The sequence below is a fragment of the Parviterribacter multiflagellatus genome (assembly GCF_056863265.1).
In genome coordinates this window covers 132,870-148,515 of the sequence record NZ_JBXPIZ010000012.1, presented here as the reverse complement: position 1 = coordinate 148,515, position 15,646 = coordinate 132,870, and the positions used below count along the sequence as shown (strand labels likewise).

19 protein-coding genes are annotated in these 15,646 nt (G+C 73.2%); 11 read left to right on the top strand and 8 right to left on the bottom strand.

The genetic code is table 11. From position 1 onward, the window contains the following. The first annotated feature begins 53 nt into the window (after positions 1 to 53). Positions 54 to 1,253 (top strand): epoxide hydrolase family protein, encoded by a 1,200-nt coding sequence (locus AC1UE5_RS24385; protein WP_482928533.1) that lies wholly within the window; start codon positions 54 to 56, stop codon positions 1,251 to 1,253. Here AC1UE5_RS24385 and AC1UE5_RS24380 read toward each other — a convergent pair. Next, complete coding sequence (locus tag AC1UE5_RS24380) at positions 1,250 to 2,200, bottom strand: AraC family transcriptional regulator (protein ID WP_482928532.1); 951 nt, start codon at positions 2,198 to 2,200, stop codon at positions 1,250 to 1,252. The genes AC1UE5_RS24385 and AC1UE5_RS24380 overlap by 4 nt on opposite strands. Positions 2,201 to 2,276: 76 nt before the next feature. On the opposite strand from AC1UE5_RS24380, the gene AC1UE5_RS24375 reads away from it, so the two are divergent. Next, entirely contained in the window at positions 2,277 to 2,999 is a 723-nt protein-coding gene (locus AC1UE5_RS24375; protein WP_482928531.1) for an SDR family oxidoreductase, read from the top strand. On the opposite strand, the gene AC1UE5_RS24370 is transcribed toward AC1UE5_RS24375, so the two are convergent. Then, positions 2,992 to 3,369: an FKBP-type peptidyl-prolyl cis-trans isomerase gene (locus tag AC1UE5_RS24370; protein WP_482928530.1), complete on the bottom strand. Its 378-nt coding sequence runs from the start codon at positions 3,367 to 3,369 to the stop codon at positions 2,992 to 2,994. The two genes, AC1UE5_RS24375 and AC1UE5_RS24370, sit on opposite strands and share 8 nt — an antisense overlap. Beyond that, the gene (locus AC1UE5_RS24365; protein ID WP_482928529.1) at positions 3,347 to 3,691 is read right to left on the bottom strand and encodes a hypothetical protein; all 345 of its coding nucleotides are present in this window, start codon (positions 3,689 to 3,691) and stop codon (positions 3,347 to 3,349) included. The genes AC1UE5_RS24370 and AC1UE5_RS24365 overlap by 23 nt, the downstream gene beginning before the upstream one ends. A 92-nt stretch (positions 3,692 to 3,783) precedes the next feature. Between AC1UE5_RS24365 and AC1UE5_RS24360 the strand changes: the two genes are divergently transcribed. From AC1UE5_RS24360 to AC1UE5_RS24345, 4 genes are read left to right on the top strand one after another with little or no spacing between them, the layout of a single operon-like run. Continuing rightward, on the top strand, positions 3,784 to 4,494 hold the full coding sequence (locus AC1UE5_RS24360) for an antibiotic biosynthesis monooxygenase (protein WP_482928528.1): 711 nt from the start codon (positions 3,784 to 3,786) through the stop codon (positions 4,492 to 4,494). 58 nt (positions 4,495 to 4,552) lie between these two features. Further along, positions 4,553 to 5,158 (top strand): sulfite oxidase-like oxidoreductase, encoded by a 606-nt coding sequence (locus tag AC1UE5_RS24355; protein WP_482928527.1) that lies wholly within the window; start codon positions 4,553 to 4,555, stop codon positions 5,156 to 5,158. Then, positions 5,158 to 5,907: a ferredoxin reductase gene (locus AC1UE5_RS24350; protein WP_482928526.1), complete on the top strand. Its 750-nt coding sequence runs from the start codon at positions 5,158 to 5,160 to the stop codon at positions 5,905 to 5,907. The genes AC1UE5_RS24355 and AC1UE5_RS24350 overlap by 1 nt, the downstream gene beginning before the upstream one ends. Next, complete coding sequence (locus tag AC1UE5_RS24345) at positions 5,904 to 6,176, top strand: DUF6510 family protein (protein WP_482928525.1); 273 nt, start codon at positions 5,904 to 5,906, stop codon at positions 6,174 to 6,176. The genes AC1UE5_RS24350 and AC1UE5_RS24345 overlap by 4 nt, the downstream gene beginning before the upstream one ends. Here the strand turns inward: AC1UE5_RS24345 and AC1UE5_RS24340 are convergent. Continuing rightward, a complete protein-coding gene (locus tag AC1UE5_RS24340) occupies positions 6,173 to 7,537 on the bottom strand; it encodes a M24 family metallopeptidase (protein ID WP_482928524.1) in 1,365 nt (454 codons plus the stop codon). The genes AC1UE5_RS24345 and AC1UE5_RS24340 overlap by 4 nt on opposite strands. Positions 7,538 to 7,687: 150 nt before the next feature. On the opposite strand from AC1UE5_RS24340, the gene AC1UE5_RS24335 reads away from it, so the two are divergent. Both AC1UE5_RS24335 and AC1UE5_RS24330 read left to right on the top strand, forming a co-directional pair. Then, positions 7,688 to 8,659: an NAD(P)-dependent oxidoreductase gene (locus tag AC1UE5_RS24335; RefSeq protein WP_482928523.1), complete on the top strand. Its 972-nt coding sequence runs from the start codon at positions 7,688 to 7,690 to the stop codon at positions 8,657 to 8,659. A gap of 45 nt (positions 8,660 to 8,704) precedes the next feature. Continuing rightward, positions 8,705 to 9,394: an alkylmercury lyase family protein gene (locus tag AC1UE5_RS24330; protein ID WP_482928522.1), complete on the top strand. Its 690-nt coding sequence runs from the start codon at positions 8,705 to 8,707 to the stop codon at positions 9,392 to 9,394. Here the strand turns inward: AC1UE5_RS24330 and AC1UE5_RS24325 are convergent. Then, entirely contained in the window at positions 9,391 to 9,570 is a 180-nt protein-coding gene (locus AC1UE5_RS24325; protein ID WP_482928521.1) for a hypothetical protein, read from the bottom strand. The two genes, AC1UE5_RS24330 and AC1UE5_RS24325, sit on opposite strands and share 4 nt — an antisense overlap. Positions 9,571 to 9,580: 10 nt before the next feature. Further along, a complete protein-coding gene (locus AC1UE5_RS24320) occupies positions 9,581 to 10,837 on the bottom strand; it encodes a dihydrolipoamide acetyltransferase family protein (RefSeq protein WP_482928520.1) in 1,257 nt (418 codons plus the stop codon). Between the two features lie 136 nt (positions 10,838 to 10,973). Between AC1UE5_RS24320 and AC1UE5_RS24315 the strand changes: the two genes are divergently transcribed. The 3 genes from AC1UE5_RS24315 to AC1UE5_RS24305 are packed head-to-tail and all read left to right on the top strand — an operon-like array spanning position 10,974 to position 14,436. Continuing rightward, a complete protein-coding gene (locus tag AC1UE5_RS24315; protein ID WP_482928519.1) occupies positions 10,974 to 11,951 on the top strand; it encodes a thiamine pyrophosphate-dependent dehydrogenase E1 component subunit alpha in 978 nt (325 codons plus the stop codon). Further along, positions 11,948 to 12,943 carry an alpha-ketoacid dehydrogenase subunit beta gene (locus AC1UE5_RS24310; protein WP_482928518.1) on the top strand — a complete coding sequence of 332 codons (996 nt, stop codon included), beginning with the start codon at positions 11,948 to 11,950 and terminating at the stop codon, positions 12,941 to 12,943. Before AC1UE5_RS24315 ends, AC1UE5_RS24310 begins: the two co-directional genes overlap by 4 nt. Continuing rightward, positions 12,943 to 14,436 carry an NAD-dependent succinate-semialdehyde dehydrogenase gene (locus AC1UE5_RS24305; protein WP_482928517.1) on the top strand — a complete coding sequence of 498 codons (1,494 nt, stop codon included), beginning with the start codon at positions 12,943 to 12,945 and terminating at the stop codon, positions 14,434 to 14,436. The genes AC1UE5_RS24310 and AC1UE5_RS24305 overlap by 1 nt, the downstream gene beginning before the upstream one ends. Here the strand turns inward: AC1UE5_RS24305 and AC1UE5_RS24300 are convergent. Continuing rightward, complete coding sequence (locus AC1UE5_RS24300) at positions 14,433 to 15,008, bottom strand: VOC family protein (protein WP_482928516.1); 576 nt, start codon at positions 15,006 to 15,008, stop codon at positions 14,433 to 14,435. The two genes, AC1UE5_RS24305 and AC1UE5_RS24300, sit on opposite strands and share 4 nt — an antisense overlap. Then, positions 15,005 to 15,598, bottom strand: a complete 594-nt coding sequence (locus tag AC1UE5_RS24295) for a TetR/AcrR family transcriptional regulator (RefSeq protein WP_482928515.1) — start codon at positions 15,596 to 15,598, stop codon at positions 15,005 to 15,007. The genes AC1UE5_RS24300 and AC1UE5_RS24295 overlap by 4 nt, the downstream gene beginning before the upstream one ends. Positions 15,599 to 15,646: the final 48 nt, after the last annotated feature.

The following is a 15,646-nucleotide window of genomic DNA, read 5'->3' as shown; positions in this document are numbered from 1 at the left end:
AAGCGGCGGCGGCGGGCGTAGGTTCGCGGAGGTTCCAACCGAGGGAGCGCCGCATGTCCACCACGGCCGCAACAACTACCGTCCGCCCGTTCCGGATCGACGTCCCCGAGGAGCGGCTCGCCGACCTGCGCCGCCGCGTCGAGGCGACGCGCTGGCCCTCCCGCGAGCTCGTCGCCGACCGCTCGCAGGGCGTGCAGCTCGCGGCGATGCAGGCGCTCGCCCGGTACTGGACGACCGAGTACAGCTGGCGCGCGTGCGAGGCCAAGCTCAACGCGCTCCCGCAGTTCGTCACGACGATCGACGGCGTCGACGTCCACTTCCTGCACATCCGGTCGCGGCACGGGGACGCGCTGCCGCTGATCATGACCCACGGCTGGCCGGGCTCCGTCGTCGAGCTGCTCGAGACGGTCGCCCCGCTCACCGACCCGACCGCGCACGGCGGCACCGCCCAGGACGCGTTCCACGTCGTGCTGCCGTCGCTGCCCGGCTACGGGTTCAGCGGCGAGCCGGCCGAGCTGGGCTGGGAGAACGGCCGCATCGCGCAGGCGTGGGCGGAGCTGATGACCCGCCTCGGCTACACGCGCTACGTCGCCCAGGGCGGCGACGTCGGCGCGGCGGTGACGGACGCGATGGGCCGCCAGGGCCCGGCCGGGCTCGTCGGGATCCACGTCAACCTGCTCGCCACGGCGCTCGGCCTGAAGGACCAGCTGCCCGCCCGCACCGACGAGGAGAGCACCGCCCTCGCCGCGCTCACGACGTTCACCACCGACGGCTTCGGCTACTTCCTCGAGCAGTCCACGCGACCGCAGACGATCGGCTACTCGCTGCTCGACTCGCCCATCGGGCTCGCGGCCTGGATCCTCGACCACGACACCGACAGCTACACGAAGATCGCCCGGGCGTTCGTCGACGGCCAGGCCACCGGCGGCCTCACGCGCGACAGCGTGCTCGACAACATCACGCTCTACTGGCTGACCGGCACCGGCGCGTCCGCGGCCCGCTGGTACTGGGAGTTCGGGCGCTTCCTCGCCGCCGCGACGGCCTCCGGCCAGCTGCCGCCGCCGGTCACGGTGCCGGTCGGCTTCACGGCGTTCCCCGGCGAGATCTGGGCGGCGCCGCGCAGCTGGGCGGAGACCGTCTACCCCGGCCTCGCGTACTACAACGCGGTCGACCGCGGCGGGCACTTCGCCGCCTGGGAGGAGCCGCGCCTGTTCGCGGAGGAGGTCCGCGCCGCGTTCCGCCGCCTGCGCTAGGCGGCAGCTGCAGTAGTGGCCCGGGCGGCACGCGCGGCGGCCCGGTACCGCCCGGGCGGCACGCCGCGCGCCCGCGCGAAGGCCCTGTTGAACGCGTACGGCGACGTGTAGCCGACCGCCTCCGCGACGGCCGGCAGCGGGTCGTCGGTGTCGCGCAGGCGGCGGGTCGCGAGGTCCATCCGCCACCGGGTCAGGTAGGCCATCGGCGGCTCGCCGAGCGCCGTCGTGAACCGGCGCGCCAGCGTCGCGCGCGACACCGCGGTCTCGCGCGCGAGGGACTCCGCCGTCCAAGGCGCGTCGGGCCGCGCGTGCAGATGGGCGAGCGCCGCCCCGACGACCGGGTCGCGCAGCGCCCCGAGGCCCCGGGGCACCGCGTCGGGTGCCGCGGTCTCGAGCCACGCGCGCAGCAGCTGCACGAGCAGGATGTCGACGAGGTGGTCGAGCACGACCGAGGTCGCCAGTCGCGGCCGCGCGAGCTCCCGCCCCAGGAGCCGGACCGTGTCCGCCAGCCCGTCGTCGCCGTCCTCCGCGCGCACGTGCACGACGTCGGGGAGCGCGGGGAGCACCGGCGTGGCCACGGCCGCGTCGTGCAGGTAGTGCGCGCACAGGATGTGGGTCCGCTCGGGCGGCACGCCGATGCGGACGATCCCGCTCGTGTCGCCGGTGTCGGCCGCGTCGAACCGGCCCGGGCCCGTGCGGCGCAAGGCGGCCAGGTCGCTCCCGAGCACGTGCTGCGTCCCGCGGGGGAGGAGCACGACGTCGCCCGCGAGCAGCTCGCGCGGCTCGTCCCCGTCGACGTGGAGCCACATCGTCCCCGAGGTCACCGCGTGGAACGCCGCGCCGTGGCTCTGGGCCGACCACCAGCCCCAGTCCGAACCGGCCTCGATGCGCGCGCCGAGGACGCCCCGGACCGAGGCGGCGGCGAGCAGGTCACTCAGGACGTCCACGTGGATGAGCGTATCGGACAACAGAACGCGCTCGGGAGCCATTGAGACGCTCGCAGGCGACCGTACGGTGGTCGACATGGACATCACCGGCAGCGTCGCCCTCGTCACGGGCGCCAACCGCGGCCTCGGCCGCCACTTCACCGAGCAGCTGCTCGGGCGCGGTGCGCGCAAGGTCTACGCGACCGCCCGCGACCCGCGCTCGATCGAGGCCCGTCAGGGCGTCGTGCCGCTCGCGCTCGACGTGACCGACCCCGAGGCCGTCGCCCGCGTCGCCGCGGCGGCCGCCGACGTCACGCTCCTCGTCAACAACGCCGGCGTCAGCACCTACAGCGACCTCGTCACCGGCGACCTCGACCGCATCCGGCTCGAGCTCGAGACGAACCTCCACGGCCCGCTGGCCACGATCCGCGCGTTCGCGCCGATCCTCGGCGCCAACGGCGGCGGCGCGATCGTCAACGTCAACAGCCGCCTGTCGTGGCTGTCGGTTCAGGGCGCGAACGCCTACGCCGTGTCGAAGGCCGCGGCGTGGAGCCTGACGAACGGCGTCCGGCTCGAGCTCGCCGCGCAGGGCACGCTCGTGACCGGCGTCTACCTCAGCGCGACCGACACCGACATGATGGCCGGCTGGGACATCCCGAAGAACGACCCCGCGGACGTCGTTCGCGCGACGCTCGACGGGGTCGCGGCGGGCGCCCACGAGGTGATCGCGGACGCCGACACGGCCGCGGCCAAGGCCGCGCTGAGCGCGGACCCGGCCGAGGTGTACGCGGAGCTGCTGGGCGCGCCTGCGGCTACTTGACGCCGACGAGGTCGACGACGAAGACGAGCGTCTCGTCCGGGCCGATCACGCCGCCCGCGCCGCGCTTGCCGTAGGCGAGGTTCGGCGGGATCGTGATCTTGCGGCGGCCGCCGACCTTCATGCCCGCGACGCCCTGGTCCCAGCCGGGGATGACCTGGCCCTTGCCGAGGCCGAACTTGAAGGTCGAGCCGCGATCCCACGAGGCGTCGAACTGCTGCTTGGTCTGCCACGACACGCCGACGTAGTGCACCTCGACGACGTTCCCGGCGGTCGCCTCGTCGCCGTCGCCCACGACGAGATCCTCGATCTCGAGCTGGTAGGAGGGCGACCCGTCGGGGATCTCGATCTCAGGCTTCTCGGTCGTGCTCATGGTCGGACCGTACCTTGGACTGCTCGATCTGCTCGATCACCCCGCTGGTGATCGGCTCGCCCTTGAACGCCGACGGGTCGTCGACCTGCTCGCCGGCCACCGAGACCGAGCCGTCCTCGTGGTGCTCGACCTCGGCGGGGCCGAGCTTCGCCGTCGGCCCCTCGCCATACGGCTCGTCGCTCTCCCCGCCGTAGGTGACGTACTTCGCCTCGCCGCCGGGCCAGTCGGACGGGTCCTTCGGGACCTCGTCGGACTGCTCCAGCCGGCGCATCTCCTCCGCAGCCTCGGCGTGCGGATCCTCGCGCTGATCGTCGGACGCCATGTCGGGTCGCATACCCGCGCCTCCCGCGCGGCACCCGCCGGATGTCGTGTTCTTCCAAGACGGATGTGGGGACGGCGCGTAGCGTCCCGGCCATGAGCAAGGTCGTACGTTTCGCGAAGTCCAAGGCCCAGCCCGGCAAGGGAGACGAGCTCGTCGAGAAGCTGCTGGAGGCCGCCGCCGGCCTGGAGCGGTTCCCCGGCTGCGAGCGGTACGTGGTGTGCCGCGACCCGCAGGACCCGGACACGGTCTGGGTCGACGAGCAGTGGCGCTCGATGGACGACCTCCAGGCGTCGCTGAAGCAGGAGGGCGTCCCCGAGAAGATCGCCGAGGTGCTCCCGCTGCTCGACCGTGAGAGCTCGACGTCGTTCGACCTGCAGCCGGTCGGCGGCAAGGGGTACGTCGACGCGGCGGAGGGCGTTCCCCCGTACACGAAGGTCGCGCTCGGCGAGGTCGAGGACCAGGCCGCCAAGTTCGGCTACGGCGAGATGGGGGAGGCGCGGTTCGCCAACACGGCCCTCGCCACGAAGGCCACCGGCGTCAGCGTCCAGTCGTTCCGCCCCGGCAAGCGCGCCATGTTCGGCCACGTGCACGTCAACGCCGAGGAGGTCTACGTCGTGCTGCGCGGCGCCGGGCGGCTGGCGCTCGACGACGAGGTGATCGAGGTGCGCCCGGGCGACGCGGTGCGGGTCGCCCCGCCGGTGACGCGGGCGTTCGAGGCGGGCGACGAGGGGCTCGAGGTCCTGGCCGTCGGGCCGCGCCACCAGGGCGACGGCGACGTCGTGCCGGAGTGGTGGCCGGCATGACACCAGTCATCTGACGGTTGGCACGGGCTTGACGGGTCTCGTAGCGTCGCACCTGACCATGCCTCCCGTCTCCCGTGGCTTCTTCGGCCGGCGTCGCCCCGACGTCGACCCCGCCCGGCTTCCGCCCGGGCAGTACTTCACGCCCGACTTCCCGGTCCTCTCCGCGGGGCCGACGCCGCACACGCCGCTCGACGAGTGGTCGCTCACCATCGACGGCGCGGTCGCCGCGTCGGCCTCGTGGACGTGGGAGGAGCTGCTCGCGCTCCCCGCCGAGGAGATCACCGTCGACATCCACTGCGTCACGAAGTGGTCGAAGTTCGACACGTCGTGGAAGGGCGTCTCGCTGGACACGCTGCTCGACGGCGTCGAGACGTCCGGCGACTACGTGACCGCCTGGTGCGACGGCGACTACACGACCAACCTGCCGCTCGAGGACCTGCTCGACGGCAAGGCGTGGATCGCGTACGAGTACGGGGGCGAGCCGCTCGACCCTGAGCACGGCGGGCCCGCGCGCCTGCTCGTGCCGCACCTGTACTTCTGGAAGAGCGCCAAGTGGGTGCGCGGGCTGACGCTCACGCACGACGACGTCCCGGGCTTCTGGGAGTCGGTCGGCTACCACAACTACGGCGACCCGTGGCGGGAGCAGCGGTACTGGAACGACTGATGCCGCCGCTTGCGAGCGCCCGCGTCGTCTGGCGCGAGGCCGTCGTGCGCGAGGTGGTGGTGGAGACGCCGTCCGCCCGCACGCTCGTGCTGGACGTGCCCGACTGGCCGGGACATCGCGCCGGCCAGCACGTCGACGTGCGCCTGACCGCGCCGGACGGCTACCAGGCCGAGCGCTCGTACTCGATCGCGTCTGCGCCCGAGCTGGATCGGGTGGAGCTGACGGTCGAGCTCGTGGAGGACGGCGAGGTGTCGCCGTACTTCGTCGAGGTGATCGAGCCGGGCGACGTGTTCGAGCTGCGCGGCCCGATCGGCGGGCACTTCACCTGGTCCGCCTCCGACGGCGATGCCCCGCTGTTCCTGGTGGGCGGTGGGAGCGGGCTGGTGCCGCTGATGGCGATGGTGCGGCACCGGGCCGCGCGGGGATCGACGGTGCCCGCGACGCTGCTCGTCTCGGCCCGCACCGCCGGCGACCTGCTCTACGCCGACGAGCTGGCCGAGCTGTCGGACGCGCTCTCGATCGTCCACACGTACACGCGCGGGGCGCCTGCCGGGTGGGACGGCTACACGCGGCGGGTCGACCTCGACATGCTCCGCGACGTCGCGCCCGCCGCCGACGCGGGCGCGCGCGTCTTCGTGTGCGGCCCGACCCCGTTCGTCGAGCTCGTCACGGGGCTGCTCGTCGAGCTCGGCTTCCCGCCCCGCGACATCCACGCCGAGCGCTTCGGCCCCACAGGAGGTTCCTCGTGAGCGACGCCCTTCCCACCGACGGCAACTCGATCGCCGGCCTGCTCGGCGGCGTCTTCGCGGTCGACCTCACGGTCGTCGAGCGCCGCTGCCGCACGTGCGGCTACACCGGTCCGCTCGGCGCCCATCGCGTCTACCGCGGCGCCGGGGTCGTCGTCCGCTGCCCCTCCTGCTCCGACGTCGCCCTCCGCGCCGTCGAGCGCGACGGCGCGGTGAGCGTGACGTGGGCGGGGACGTTCTCGGTCCCCGCGCCGGCGGCCGCGGCGGGTTAGACGAGCGCGGCGGACGCGCCGGTGTCGGCCGCGACGCGCGGGACGGCCGTCTGCGCGTCGTGGTCGAGCACGGTGTTGCGGTCGCTCGTGACCTCGCGCTCGACCGGCAGCGCGCCGCCGGTGGTGTAGAGCCGGCGGCCGGCGACGAGGAGGTCCTCGGCGGGGAAGCGCGTGATGACCTCGCAGCCGGTCTTCGTCACGACGAGCTGCTCCTCGATGCGCGCGGCGCTCCAGCCGTCGGACGACGGCCAGAAGGTCTCGAGCGCGAAGACCATGCCCTCCTGGATGACCTCCGGGTGGTCGATGGAGACCAGGCGGCTGAAGACCGGCTTCTCCCAGATCGTCAGGCCGACGCCGTGGCCGAACTGGAGCGCGAACGCGGCCTCCTCGTCGGGGAACCCGAACTCCTGCGCCTTCGGCCAGACCTGCACGACCTCGCCGGTCGTGGCGCCCGGCTTGATGAGCGCGATCGCCGCGTCGAGGTAGTAGCGGCACCGCTTGTAGGCATCGACCAACCCGCGCGACGCGCTCCCCACCGCGAAGGTGCGGTAGTAGCACGTGCGGTAGCCCATGTACGAGTGGAGGATGTCGAAGTACGCGGGGTCGCCGGGGCGCATCGCGCGGTCGGTGAAGACGTGCGGATGGGGGGAGCAGCGCTCGCCGGAGATCGCGTTGACGCCCTCGACGAACTCGCTGCCGCGCTCGTAGAGCACCTTGTTGACGAGCGCGACCGCCTCGTTCTCGCGGAAGCCGGGGCGCATCGCCTCGTAGAGGTGGTCGTACGCCTCGTCGACCATCCCGCATGCGTGGTTGAGCAGCAGGATCTCGTCGCGCGTCTTGATCATCCGCGACTCCTGCATGAGCTGCTGGCCGTCGACGATCTTCACGCCGGCGCGCTGCAGCGCGAACAGCACCTCGGGCTCGATCGCGTCGACGCCCACCGGCTCGTCGAGCAGGCCGCGCTCCGCCAGCTCGGCCCGGATCTTCTCCGCCACCGACTCGGCGCGGCCGGACTGCGGCGACATCGCGCCGCGGAGGGTGGAGATGCCGGCCCGTGACCGCTCTTCGCCGAGCCACGGGTTGTAGAGCTGGTGGTGCCGGGCGGCCGAGCCGAAGTCCCACATGATCGGCTCGCCGCCCTGGGGCAGGAGGCAGAACCGGTTGAGCTTGTCCGCCGCCCACGTCCCGATGTGCGTCGCGGTGACGTAGCGGATGTTGCTCATGTCGAAGCACAGCAGGGCGCCGAGCTCGGACTGCTCCAGCAGCCCCTTCAGGCGCGCCAGCCGCTCGTCGCGCAGCCGGTCGAAGCGCACGCGCTCCTCCCAGTCCACGCCCATCGTCCCGTAGCTGTGGATGCTCACCGCGGTCTCTCCTCCGAAGGCTGCTGCAAACGATTGCAACGCTACCACGGCGGGTCGGCATGCTCCACCCCTTGACGTCCTCGCTTTCGCTCCTCTACGGTGTGCAAACGTTTGCAACGAGCGGACGAGATCGGAGCGAGGAGCAACCACATGGCACCCGTGAACGGGACTTCTGCGCGGCTCGGCTGGGCCGGGACGGGGCGGATGGGCTACGCGCTCGTGAGCCGCCTCCTGGAGGCCGGGCACGACGTGGCCGTCTACAACCGCACGCGGGCGAAGGCCGAGCCGCTGGCCGCGCTCGGGGCGACGATCGTCGACGCCCCGGCCGACCTCGGCGACCGCGACGTCGTCTTCACGATGGTCGCGGGGCCGGCGGACTTCACGGAGGTCGTGCTGGGCCCGGGCGGCATCCTGTCCGGGGGTCGCAAGCCGCGGCTCATCGTGGACTCCACCACGGTCTCCCCGGCCGCGGGCGAGGAGGTGCGTGCTGCTGCGGCGGAGGAGGGGGTCGCGCTCCTCGCGGCACCGGTCTCGGGCAACCCGAAGGTCGTCGCGTCAGGCAACCTGACGATCTGCGCATCGGGCCCCGCCGACGCGTGGGAGGAGGCGCGGCCGCTCCTCGAGCTGCTCGGCAAGGGCGTCACGTACGTCGGCGAGGGCGAGCGCGCGCGGCTGGTGAAGATCTGCCACAACCTGATGCTCGGCGTCGTCTCGCAGTGCCTGGCGGAGATCACTGTGCTGGCCGAGAAGGGCGGCGTGTCGCGCGCGGACTTCCTCGCGTTCCTCAACGACTCCGTGATGGGGAGCGTCTTCACGCGCTACAAGACGCCCGCCTACGTCAACCTCGACTTCACCCCGACGTTCACGCCCGCGCTGCTGCTCAAGGACTTCCACCTGGGCTTCGAGGCGGCGCGCGAGCACGGTGTGCCGATGCCGGTCGCGGCCGCGACGCAGGAGATCGTCCAGGGGATGATCGGCCACGGCTACACCGACGTCGACTTCGCCGCGCTGCTCGAGCTGCAGGCGCGCACGGCGGGGTACGCGATCGAGCCGGAGGACGTGGCGGTCGCGGACGGCCTCTCACCCAACGGCGCGCCCGCGCCCGCTCCCACCCCGGCCTGACGCCGCGCCTTCACCGCCCGCCGTCGCTCGCGTAGGGTCCCCGGCATGTCCGAGTGGGCCACGTGGACGGCGCGGGCGGTGCGCGCCGCGGTCTTCCAGGTGTTCGCGGAGGAGGGCCGCGCGCCGTCGCCGGCCGAGCTGGCGGAGCTCGTGCACGCCGACCTGGGCGAGATCCGCGGTGCGCTCGACGAGCTGCATGCCGCGCATGCGCTCGTCCTGAGCTCCGCCGGCGATGCGATCCGCATGGCGCACCCGTTCTCGGCCGCGCCGATGGGGTTCGTCCTGCGCGGGAGCGGCGACCGCCTGTGGTGGGGCGGCTGCGCGTGGGACTCGTTCGGGATCGTCGCGGCGGTGGGCGAGGAGCTGACGATCGGGACGATCTGTCCGGGGTGCGGGGCCGAGCTGCGCTACACGGCGTCGCCGACCGACCCGCCGTCGGGTGCGCCCGAAGGGGCCGTCGTGCGCGTGCCGCGGCCCGCACGCGAGTGGTGGGACGACGTCGTCGCGACGTGCACCCACATCCGCGCGTTCTGCTCGCGCGACCACGTCGACGCATGGGTTGCGCGCACGCACTCGGCGCCCGGCGACGTGGTCGAGCTGCGCGCGCTGTGGGCGCTCGCCCAGCCCTGGTACGGCGACCGGCTCGACCCCGAGTGGGAGCCGCACGCGCGCGACCACAACCAGGCGCTGCTCGAGCAGCACGGCTTCACCGGCGACTTCTGGCGCCTGCCCTAGCCGCCGGACGCGGCGAGCGCCGCGCGTCCCTGCTCCGTGGCGACGTAGCCCTCGCCGCCGGCGTCGCGCGCGATCAGCCCCGCGGCAACCAGATGCTGCACGGCCGGCGTCTCGGTGTCGACGCCCGTGCCGTTCGCGATCGCGCGCAGCGTCAGGCGGTGGGCGAAGTCCAGCACGCAGGGAACGCTACAGGGCGAACGCGAGCGGCTGCTCGAGCAGCTCGCGCACGCGGGTGAGGAACTCGGCCCCGTCCGCGCCGTAGAGGATGCGGTGGTCGCAGGCGAGCGTGAGCGTGAGCATCGGGCGCGCCTCGATCCGGTCGTCGTCGCCGACCACGACCGCGCGCTTGCGCAGCGCGCCGACGGCGAGGATGGCCGCCTGCGGCACGTTGATGACGGCGGAGAAGCTGTCGACGCCGAACATGCCGAGGTTCGAGACCGTGAACGTGCCGCCGGCGAGCTCGGGCGGGGTGATCGAGCTGTCGCGGACCTTCGCCGCCAGCTCCCGTGTGCGGCGGGCGACGTCGCCGAGCGAGCGGCGGTCGGCGTCGGTGACCGTCGGCACGACGAGCGCGTCGTCGGCCGCGACCGCGACCCCGACGTTGACGCTCGCGTAGTGCTCGAACGTGCCGTCGCGGTACGACCCGTTCACGCGCGGGAGCTCGCGCAGCGCGAGCGCGCACGCCTTCACGATCATGTCGTTGTAGGACGGGAGCGGGTCGGCGCCGAAGTCGCGCAGCTTCTCCCGCAGGGCGACGCACTCACTCATGTCGACGTCCGCGCGCAGCTCGAACTCGGGCACGGTCGCGCGCGACTCCGCCATCCGCCGCGCGACCGTCTGCTGCAGCCGCGTGAGCGGGATGGCCTCCACGTCGCCTCGCGCGCCCGCGGCGGCCGGGGCCGCGGGGATGGGAGGGGGCTCCGGCGCCGCGAGCGGCGCGGGCGACGATGCGGCGGCCTCGACGTCGGCGCGCACGACGCGCCCGCCGGGGCCGGTGCCGGTGAGGGCCGCGAGGTCGACCCCGAGGGCCGCCGCCACGCGGCGCGCGAGCGGCGACGCGGGCACGCGCGTGGGGCGCTCGGCCACGGCGACGCCGTTGGTGGGCGCGGCGGACATGCCGGTGGGGACGCCGGCGTCGGCGGCGGCCGCCCACGAGGGTGTGGTGGGGGCGCTGGGTGCGCCGGTGGGGTCGGCGACCACCTCGCCGGCCGCGCCGATCACCGCGAGGAGCCCGCCGAGCGGCACGCTGGCGCCGACCGGAGCGACGATCCGGAGCAGCACGCCGTCGGCCTCGGCCTCGCAGGGCATCGTGGCCTTGTCGGTCTCGATCTCGACGATCGGCTCGCCGCGCCGCACCTCGTCGCCCTCGGCGACGAGCCACTCCACGATCGTGCCCTCCTCCATCGAGTCGGACAGGCGCGGCATCACGACGTCGACGGCCATCAGCGGTTCTCCTCGGCTTGCGGTACTGCAAACGATTGCGGTACGGTTTCTACCACACCGCGACGGCACCGCACAAACGGCTTGCCAGACACGGTGCACGCGTTTGCAGCCCACCCCGTCTGGAGGAGATCAACAGGTGGCGAAGGTCGAAACCGCCGCGGCCCCGGATGCGGTCCGTCCGTACCTGGAGTCCTACGGGAGGATGCACCTCATCCGGATGTTCGAGCACGAGATGCACCGGCTCTTCCTCAAGGGCGAGGTGCACGGCACGACGCACCTCGCCGCGGGGCAGGAGGCGATCCCCACGGGCGTCTGCCAGGCGCTCGAGCCCGATGACTACGTGGCGGGCACGTACCGCGGCCACGGCCACGCGCTGGCGAAGGGCACGACCGCGGTCGGCATGGTCGGCGAGATGCTCGGCCGCGCGAACGGCGTGTGCGGCGGGCGCTCGGGCTCGATGAACGTGATCGACCGCGCGCACGGGCTCGTCGGGTGCTACGGCATCGTCGGCGGCTCGATCGCGGCGGCCACCGGCGCGGCGCTCAGCGCTCGGAACCAGGGCCGCGTGGCGGCCGCGTTCTTCGGCGACGGCGCCACCAACCAGGCGTACTTCTTCGAGTGCCTCAACTTCGCCGCCGTGATGAAGCTCCCGATGCTCTTCGTCTGCGAGAACAACTGGTACGGCGAGTTCACCCCGATGCAGCAGGTCACCGCGGGCGCGGACATCGCCAGGCGCGCGGAGCCGTTCGGGGTCCCGAGCGAGGTCGTCGACGGCAACGACCTCTTCGCGGTCGTCGAGGCAGCGGGGCGCGCGGTCGACCGGGCGCGCGCCGGCGACGGCCCGACGCTGCTCGAATGCCAGACGTACCGCCACTTCGGCCACTCCAAGTCCGACCCGGCCAAGTACCGGCCCGAGGGCGAGCTGGAGCGGTGGAAGGAGCGCGACCCGCTCCTCGTCGCCCGCGACCGCCTGCGCGCCGAAGGCGTCAGCGAGGAGGAGCTCGACGGCATCGAGGCCGACATCCGCGCGCACCTGGACGAGGCGGTCGAGGCCGCGCTCGCCGCGCCGTACCCCGACCCCGCCACGCCCGCGACGGAGTTCGCCCCCGCATGAGCCAGCTGGAGTTCCGCGTCGCCATCCGCGACGCCATCGCCGAGGAGATGGAGCGCGACGAGAGCGTCGTCTTCTTCGGCGAGGACGTCGCCGCCGCCGGCGGCGTCTTCAAGGCCACGCCCGAGCTGCAGGCGCGGTTCGGCGACACCCGCGTCTTCGACACGCCGATCTCCGAGCTGGCCCTCGCCGGTGCCGCATATGGCGCGGCGATCACCGGGCTGCGGCCGGTGTTCGAGATCATGTTCGGCGACTTCATGGCGCTGCCCATGGACTCGCTCGTCAACCAGGCCGCGAAGTACTGGTACATCTCGAACGAGCAGGGCTCCTGCCCGCTCGTCGTGCGCAGCGCGGTCGGCGCGGGCGGGCGGTTCGGCGCGATCCACTCGCAGAACCACGGGACCTGGTTCAACGGCGTGCCCGGCATCAAGATCGCGATGCCGTCGACACCCGCGGAGGCGAAAGGGCTGCTGAAGGCGGCGATCAGGGACCCGAACCCGGTGATCTTCCTGGAGCACAAGCGGCTCTACTCCGTGAAGGGCGACCCGCCACCGGCGGACGAGGTGATCCCGCTCGGGCAGGCGCGCATCGCCCGGCCCGGCCGCGACCTGACGCTCGTGACGATCGGCAAGGGCGTGAGCGACGCGCTCGCGGCGGCCGACGAGCTGGCGACCTCGACCTCCCTCGAGGTGGAGGTCGTCGACCTGCGCACGCTCCGCCCGCTCGACCTGCCGACCGTGCTGGCGTCGGTCGCCCGCACGAACCGCGTACTCGCCGTCGAGGAGGGCCCGCGGACCGGCGGCTGGGCCACCGGCCTGCTCGGCGCGGTGGCGGAGGCCGGCCTGCACGACCTCGACGACGCCTGGATCATCGCCACGGAGGAGACGCCGGTGCCCTACAGCCCGTCCCTGGAGGACGCGTTCCTGCCCGACGCCGCGACGATCGTCGCCGCGGTCCGCGACCGGCTGCCCGCCGCGACCGGAGCGCCCGCCTGATGGCCGCGACCGCGCCCGCCGCGGCGCTCTCCCGCGAGGAGGTCGTCGCGCGCGTCCCGAAGGGGCTCTACATCGGGGGCGAGTGGCACTCCGGAGCGTCGCTCCGGGTCGACGATCCCGCCACCGGCGAGACGCTCGCCCACATCGCCGACGCGACGCCCGACGACGCCCGCGCCGCACTCGACGCCGCCTGCGCGGTGCAGGACGAGTGGGCGCGCACCGCGCCGCGCGAGCGCGGCGAGATCCTCCGCCGGGCGTTCGAGGAGCTGATGGCGCGCCAGGACGAGCTCGCGCTCCTCATGACGCTCGAGATGGGCAAGCCGCTGGCCGAGGCACGTGGGGAGATCGCCTACGCCGCCGAGTACTTCCGGTGGTTCGCCGAGGAGGCGGTGCGGATCGACGGGCGGTTCTCGACCGCGCCCGACGGCCGCTCCAAGCTGCTCGTCATGAAGCAGCCGGTCGGCCCGTGCCTCCTGATCACGCCGTGGAACTTCCCGATGGCGATGGGGACGCGGAAGATCGGGCCGGCCATCGCGGCCGGGTGCGCGATGGTCGTCAAGCCGGCCAAGCAGACGCCGCTCTCGATGCTCGCGCTGGCCGAGATCCTCGAGCGCGCGGGGTTGCCTGACGGCGTGTGCAACGTGATCACGTCGTCGAGCGCGTCGTCGGTCGTCACGCCGCTGATCGAGGATCCGCGGATGCGGAAGGTCTCGTTCACCGGCTCGACCGAGATCGGCCGGCTGCTGATGGAGCAAGGCGCGCGGCAGATCCTGCGCATGTCGATGGAGCTCGGCGGGAACGCGCCGTTCGTCGTCTTCGAGGACGCCGACCTCGACGCCGCCGTCGAGGGCGCGCTGCTGGCGAAGATGCGCAACGGCGGCGAGGCGTGCACCGCCGCGAACCGCTTCTTCGTGCACGAGGACGTCGCCGACGAGTTCACGCGCCGGCTGGCGGAGCGCATGGGCGCGCTGCGCGTGGGGCACGGCGCGGACGACGGCACGGACGTCGGCCCGCTGATCGACCGCGGCGAGCGCGACAAGGTCGCCGGGCTGGTCGACGACGCGCGCGCGGGCGGCGCGTCGGTGCTCTGCGGCGGCGAGGTGCCGGACGGGCCGGGCGCGTTCTACCCGCCGACGGTGCTCGGCCGCGTGCCCGCGGGCGCGCGCGTCCTGCACGAGGAGATCTTCGGGCCGGTCGCGCCGGTCCAGACGTTCACGTCCGAGGACGACGTCGTCGCCCGCGCGAACGCCACCGAGTACGGCCTCGTCGCGTACGTCTTCACCCGCGACCTCGACCGCGCGCTGCGGGTGGGCGAGCGGCTCGAGACCGGCATGCTCGGCCTCAACCAGGGCATCGTCTCCAACCCCGCCGCGCCGTTCGGCGGCGTCAAGCACTCCGGCTTCGGCCGCGAGGGAGGCCGCGAGGGCATCGACGAGTACCTCTCGACCAAGTACTTCGCGATCGCGACGCCCGGGGCGCCGTCGGTCGGCTAGGCCGAGGGCGCCTCCGCGTCGCTGAGCGTGCGGGTCGAGCGCCGCGTCAGGCGCTCGATCGCGTCCGCGAGGTGGACGCGGTCGATGTTGTAGTCGCCGCGCTCGACGCGGATGAGGTGCGCCTCGAAGAGCACGTCGGCGTGCGTGTGCCCGTGCGGCGGCTCGAAGCGGTACGACGCGAGCTCGATGAGGAGCCCGAGCGGGTCCTTGAAGTAGATCGAGTCCATGAACCCGCGGTCCTTCACCCCGCTGTGGTGGATGCCGCGCTCGTCGAGCCGCTCGACCGCCTGCGCGAACGTCGCCTGCGACAGGTTGAACGCGAGGTGGTGCACGCACCCCGGGTCGGTCGGGGTCCGGTCGTGCACCGGCCCGCGCGACTCGTTCGTGAAGATCGTGATGAGCCGCCCGTCGCCCGGGTCGAAGTACAGGTGGCTCTCGTCCGGGTTGTCGAGGTTCGGCTGCTCGAACACGAACGGCATCCCGAGGACGCCCTCCCAGAAGTCGATCGACGTCTGGCGGTCGGCACCGGTGAGCGTGATGTGGTGCACGCCCTGGCTTTGAAGCTTCCTCACGTCGATCCTTCCGGCAGCATGGAGGCTTCATTCTGCGCCAGCGCGCGCAGGTCGTCGAGGAGCTGGCGCACGAGCACCGCCCAGTCCGGCGGCTCGTCGGCCGCGAGCCAGCGGGCGAACGCGACCTTGAACACCGCCACACCGGCCTCCGCGGCGATGCTGGCGGACGGCTCGGGGACGCCGCGGTCGCGGAGCACGCCGGCCAGCGTCCGCGCCAGCGCGGCGAGCTTGATGAGCTCGCGCTCCTGCAGTGACGGGTTCAGGTCGATGACGGCCTGGCGCCGGCGTGCGCGGTCGCGGCGCTCGCGGAACGGGCCGCCCGCCGCGGTCAGGCCGGTCGCCACGATCTCGAGCGGCGACGCCGACGGCGGCAGCTCGGCGACGGCCTCCGTGAGGAGCGCGTCGAGGCGGCCCGCGCCGCCGAACAGCACCTCGCGCTTGTCGGCGAAGTGGCGGAAGTACGTGCGCTCGGTGACGCCGGCGCGCTGGGCGATCTCGGCGACGGTCGTCTGCTCGTAGCCGCGCTCGGCGTAGAGCTCGAGCGCGGCCTGCTCCAGCCGCCCGCGCGCGTCGGGTTCCCATCGGGCCATCACTGCGGAGCCTACCCATGTCAGTGACTGACATAGATCTGCTAGCGT

Excerpts from the sequence above, each read along its gene's own strand:
- AC1UE5_RS24385 (WP_482928533.1), top strand. The coding sequence starts at position 54 with ATGTCCACCACGGCCGCAACAACTACCGTCCGCCCGTTCCGGATCGAC.
- AC1UE5_RS24375 (WP_482928531.1), top strand. The coding sequence starts at position 2,277 with ATGGACATCACCGGCAGCGTCGCCCTCGTCACGGGCGCCAACCGCGGC.
- AC1UE5_RS24370 (WP_482928530.1), bottom strand. The coding sequence starts at position 3,369 with ATGAGCACGACCGAGAAGCCTGAGATCGAGATCCCCGACGGGTCGCCC.
- AC1UE5_RS24365 (WP_482928529.1), bottom strand. The coding sequence starts at position 3,691 with ATGGCGTCCGACGATCAGCGCGAGGATCCGCACGCCGAGGCTGCGGAG.
- AC1UE5_RS24360 (WP_482928528.1), top strand. The coding sequence starts at position 3,784 with ATGAGCAAGGTCGTACGTTTCGCGAAGTCCAAGGCCCAGCCCGGCAAG.
- AC1UE5_RS24355 (WP_482928527.1), top strand. The coding sequence starts at position 4,553 with ATGCCTCCCGTCTCCCGTGGCTTCTTCGGCCGGCGTCGCCCCGACGTC.
- AC1UE5_RS24350 (WP_482928526.1), top strand. The coding sequence starts at position 5,158 with ATGCCGCCGCTTGCGAGCGCCCGCGTCGTCTGGCGCGAGGCCGTCGTG.
- AC1UE5_RS24335 (WP_482928523.1), top strand. The coding sequence starts at position 7,688 with ATGGCACCCGTGAACGGGACTTCTGCGCGGCTCGGCTGGGCCGGGACG.
- AC1UE5_RS24330 (WP_482928522.1), top strand. The coding sequence starts at position 8,705 with ATGTCCGAGTGGGCCACGTGGACGGCGCGGGCGGTGCGCGCCGCGGTC.
- AC1UE5_RS24320 (WP_482928520.1), bottom strand. The coding sequence starts at position 10,837 with ATGGCCGTCGACGTCGTGATGCCGCGCCTGTCCGACTCGATGGAGGAG.
- AC1UE5_RS24310 (WP_482928518.1), top strand. The coding sequence starts at position 11,948 with ATGAGCCAGCTGGAGTTCCGCGTCGCCATCCGCGACGCCATCGCCGAG.
- AC1UE5_RS24305 (WP_482928517.1), top strand. The coding sequence starts at position 12,943 with ATGGCCGCGACCGCGCCCGCCGCGGCGCTCTCCCGCGAGGAGGTCGTC.
- AC1UE5_RS24295 (WP_482928515.1), bottom strand. The coding sequence starts at position 15,598 with ATGGCCCGATGGGAACCCGACGCGCGCGGGCGGCTGGAGCAGGCCGCG.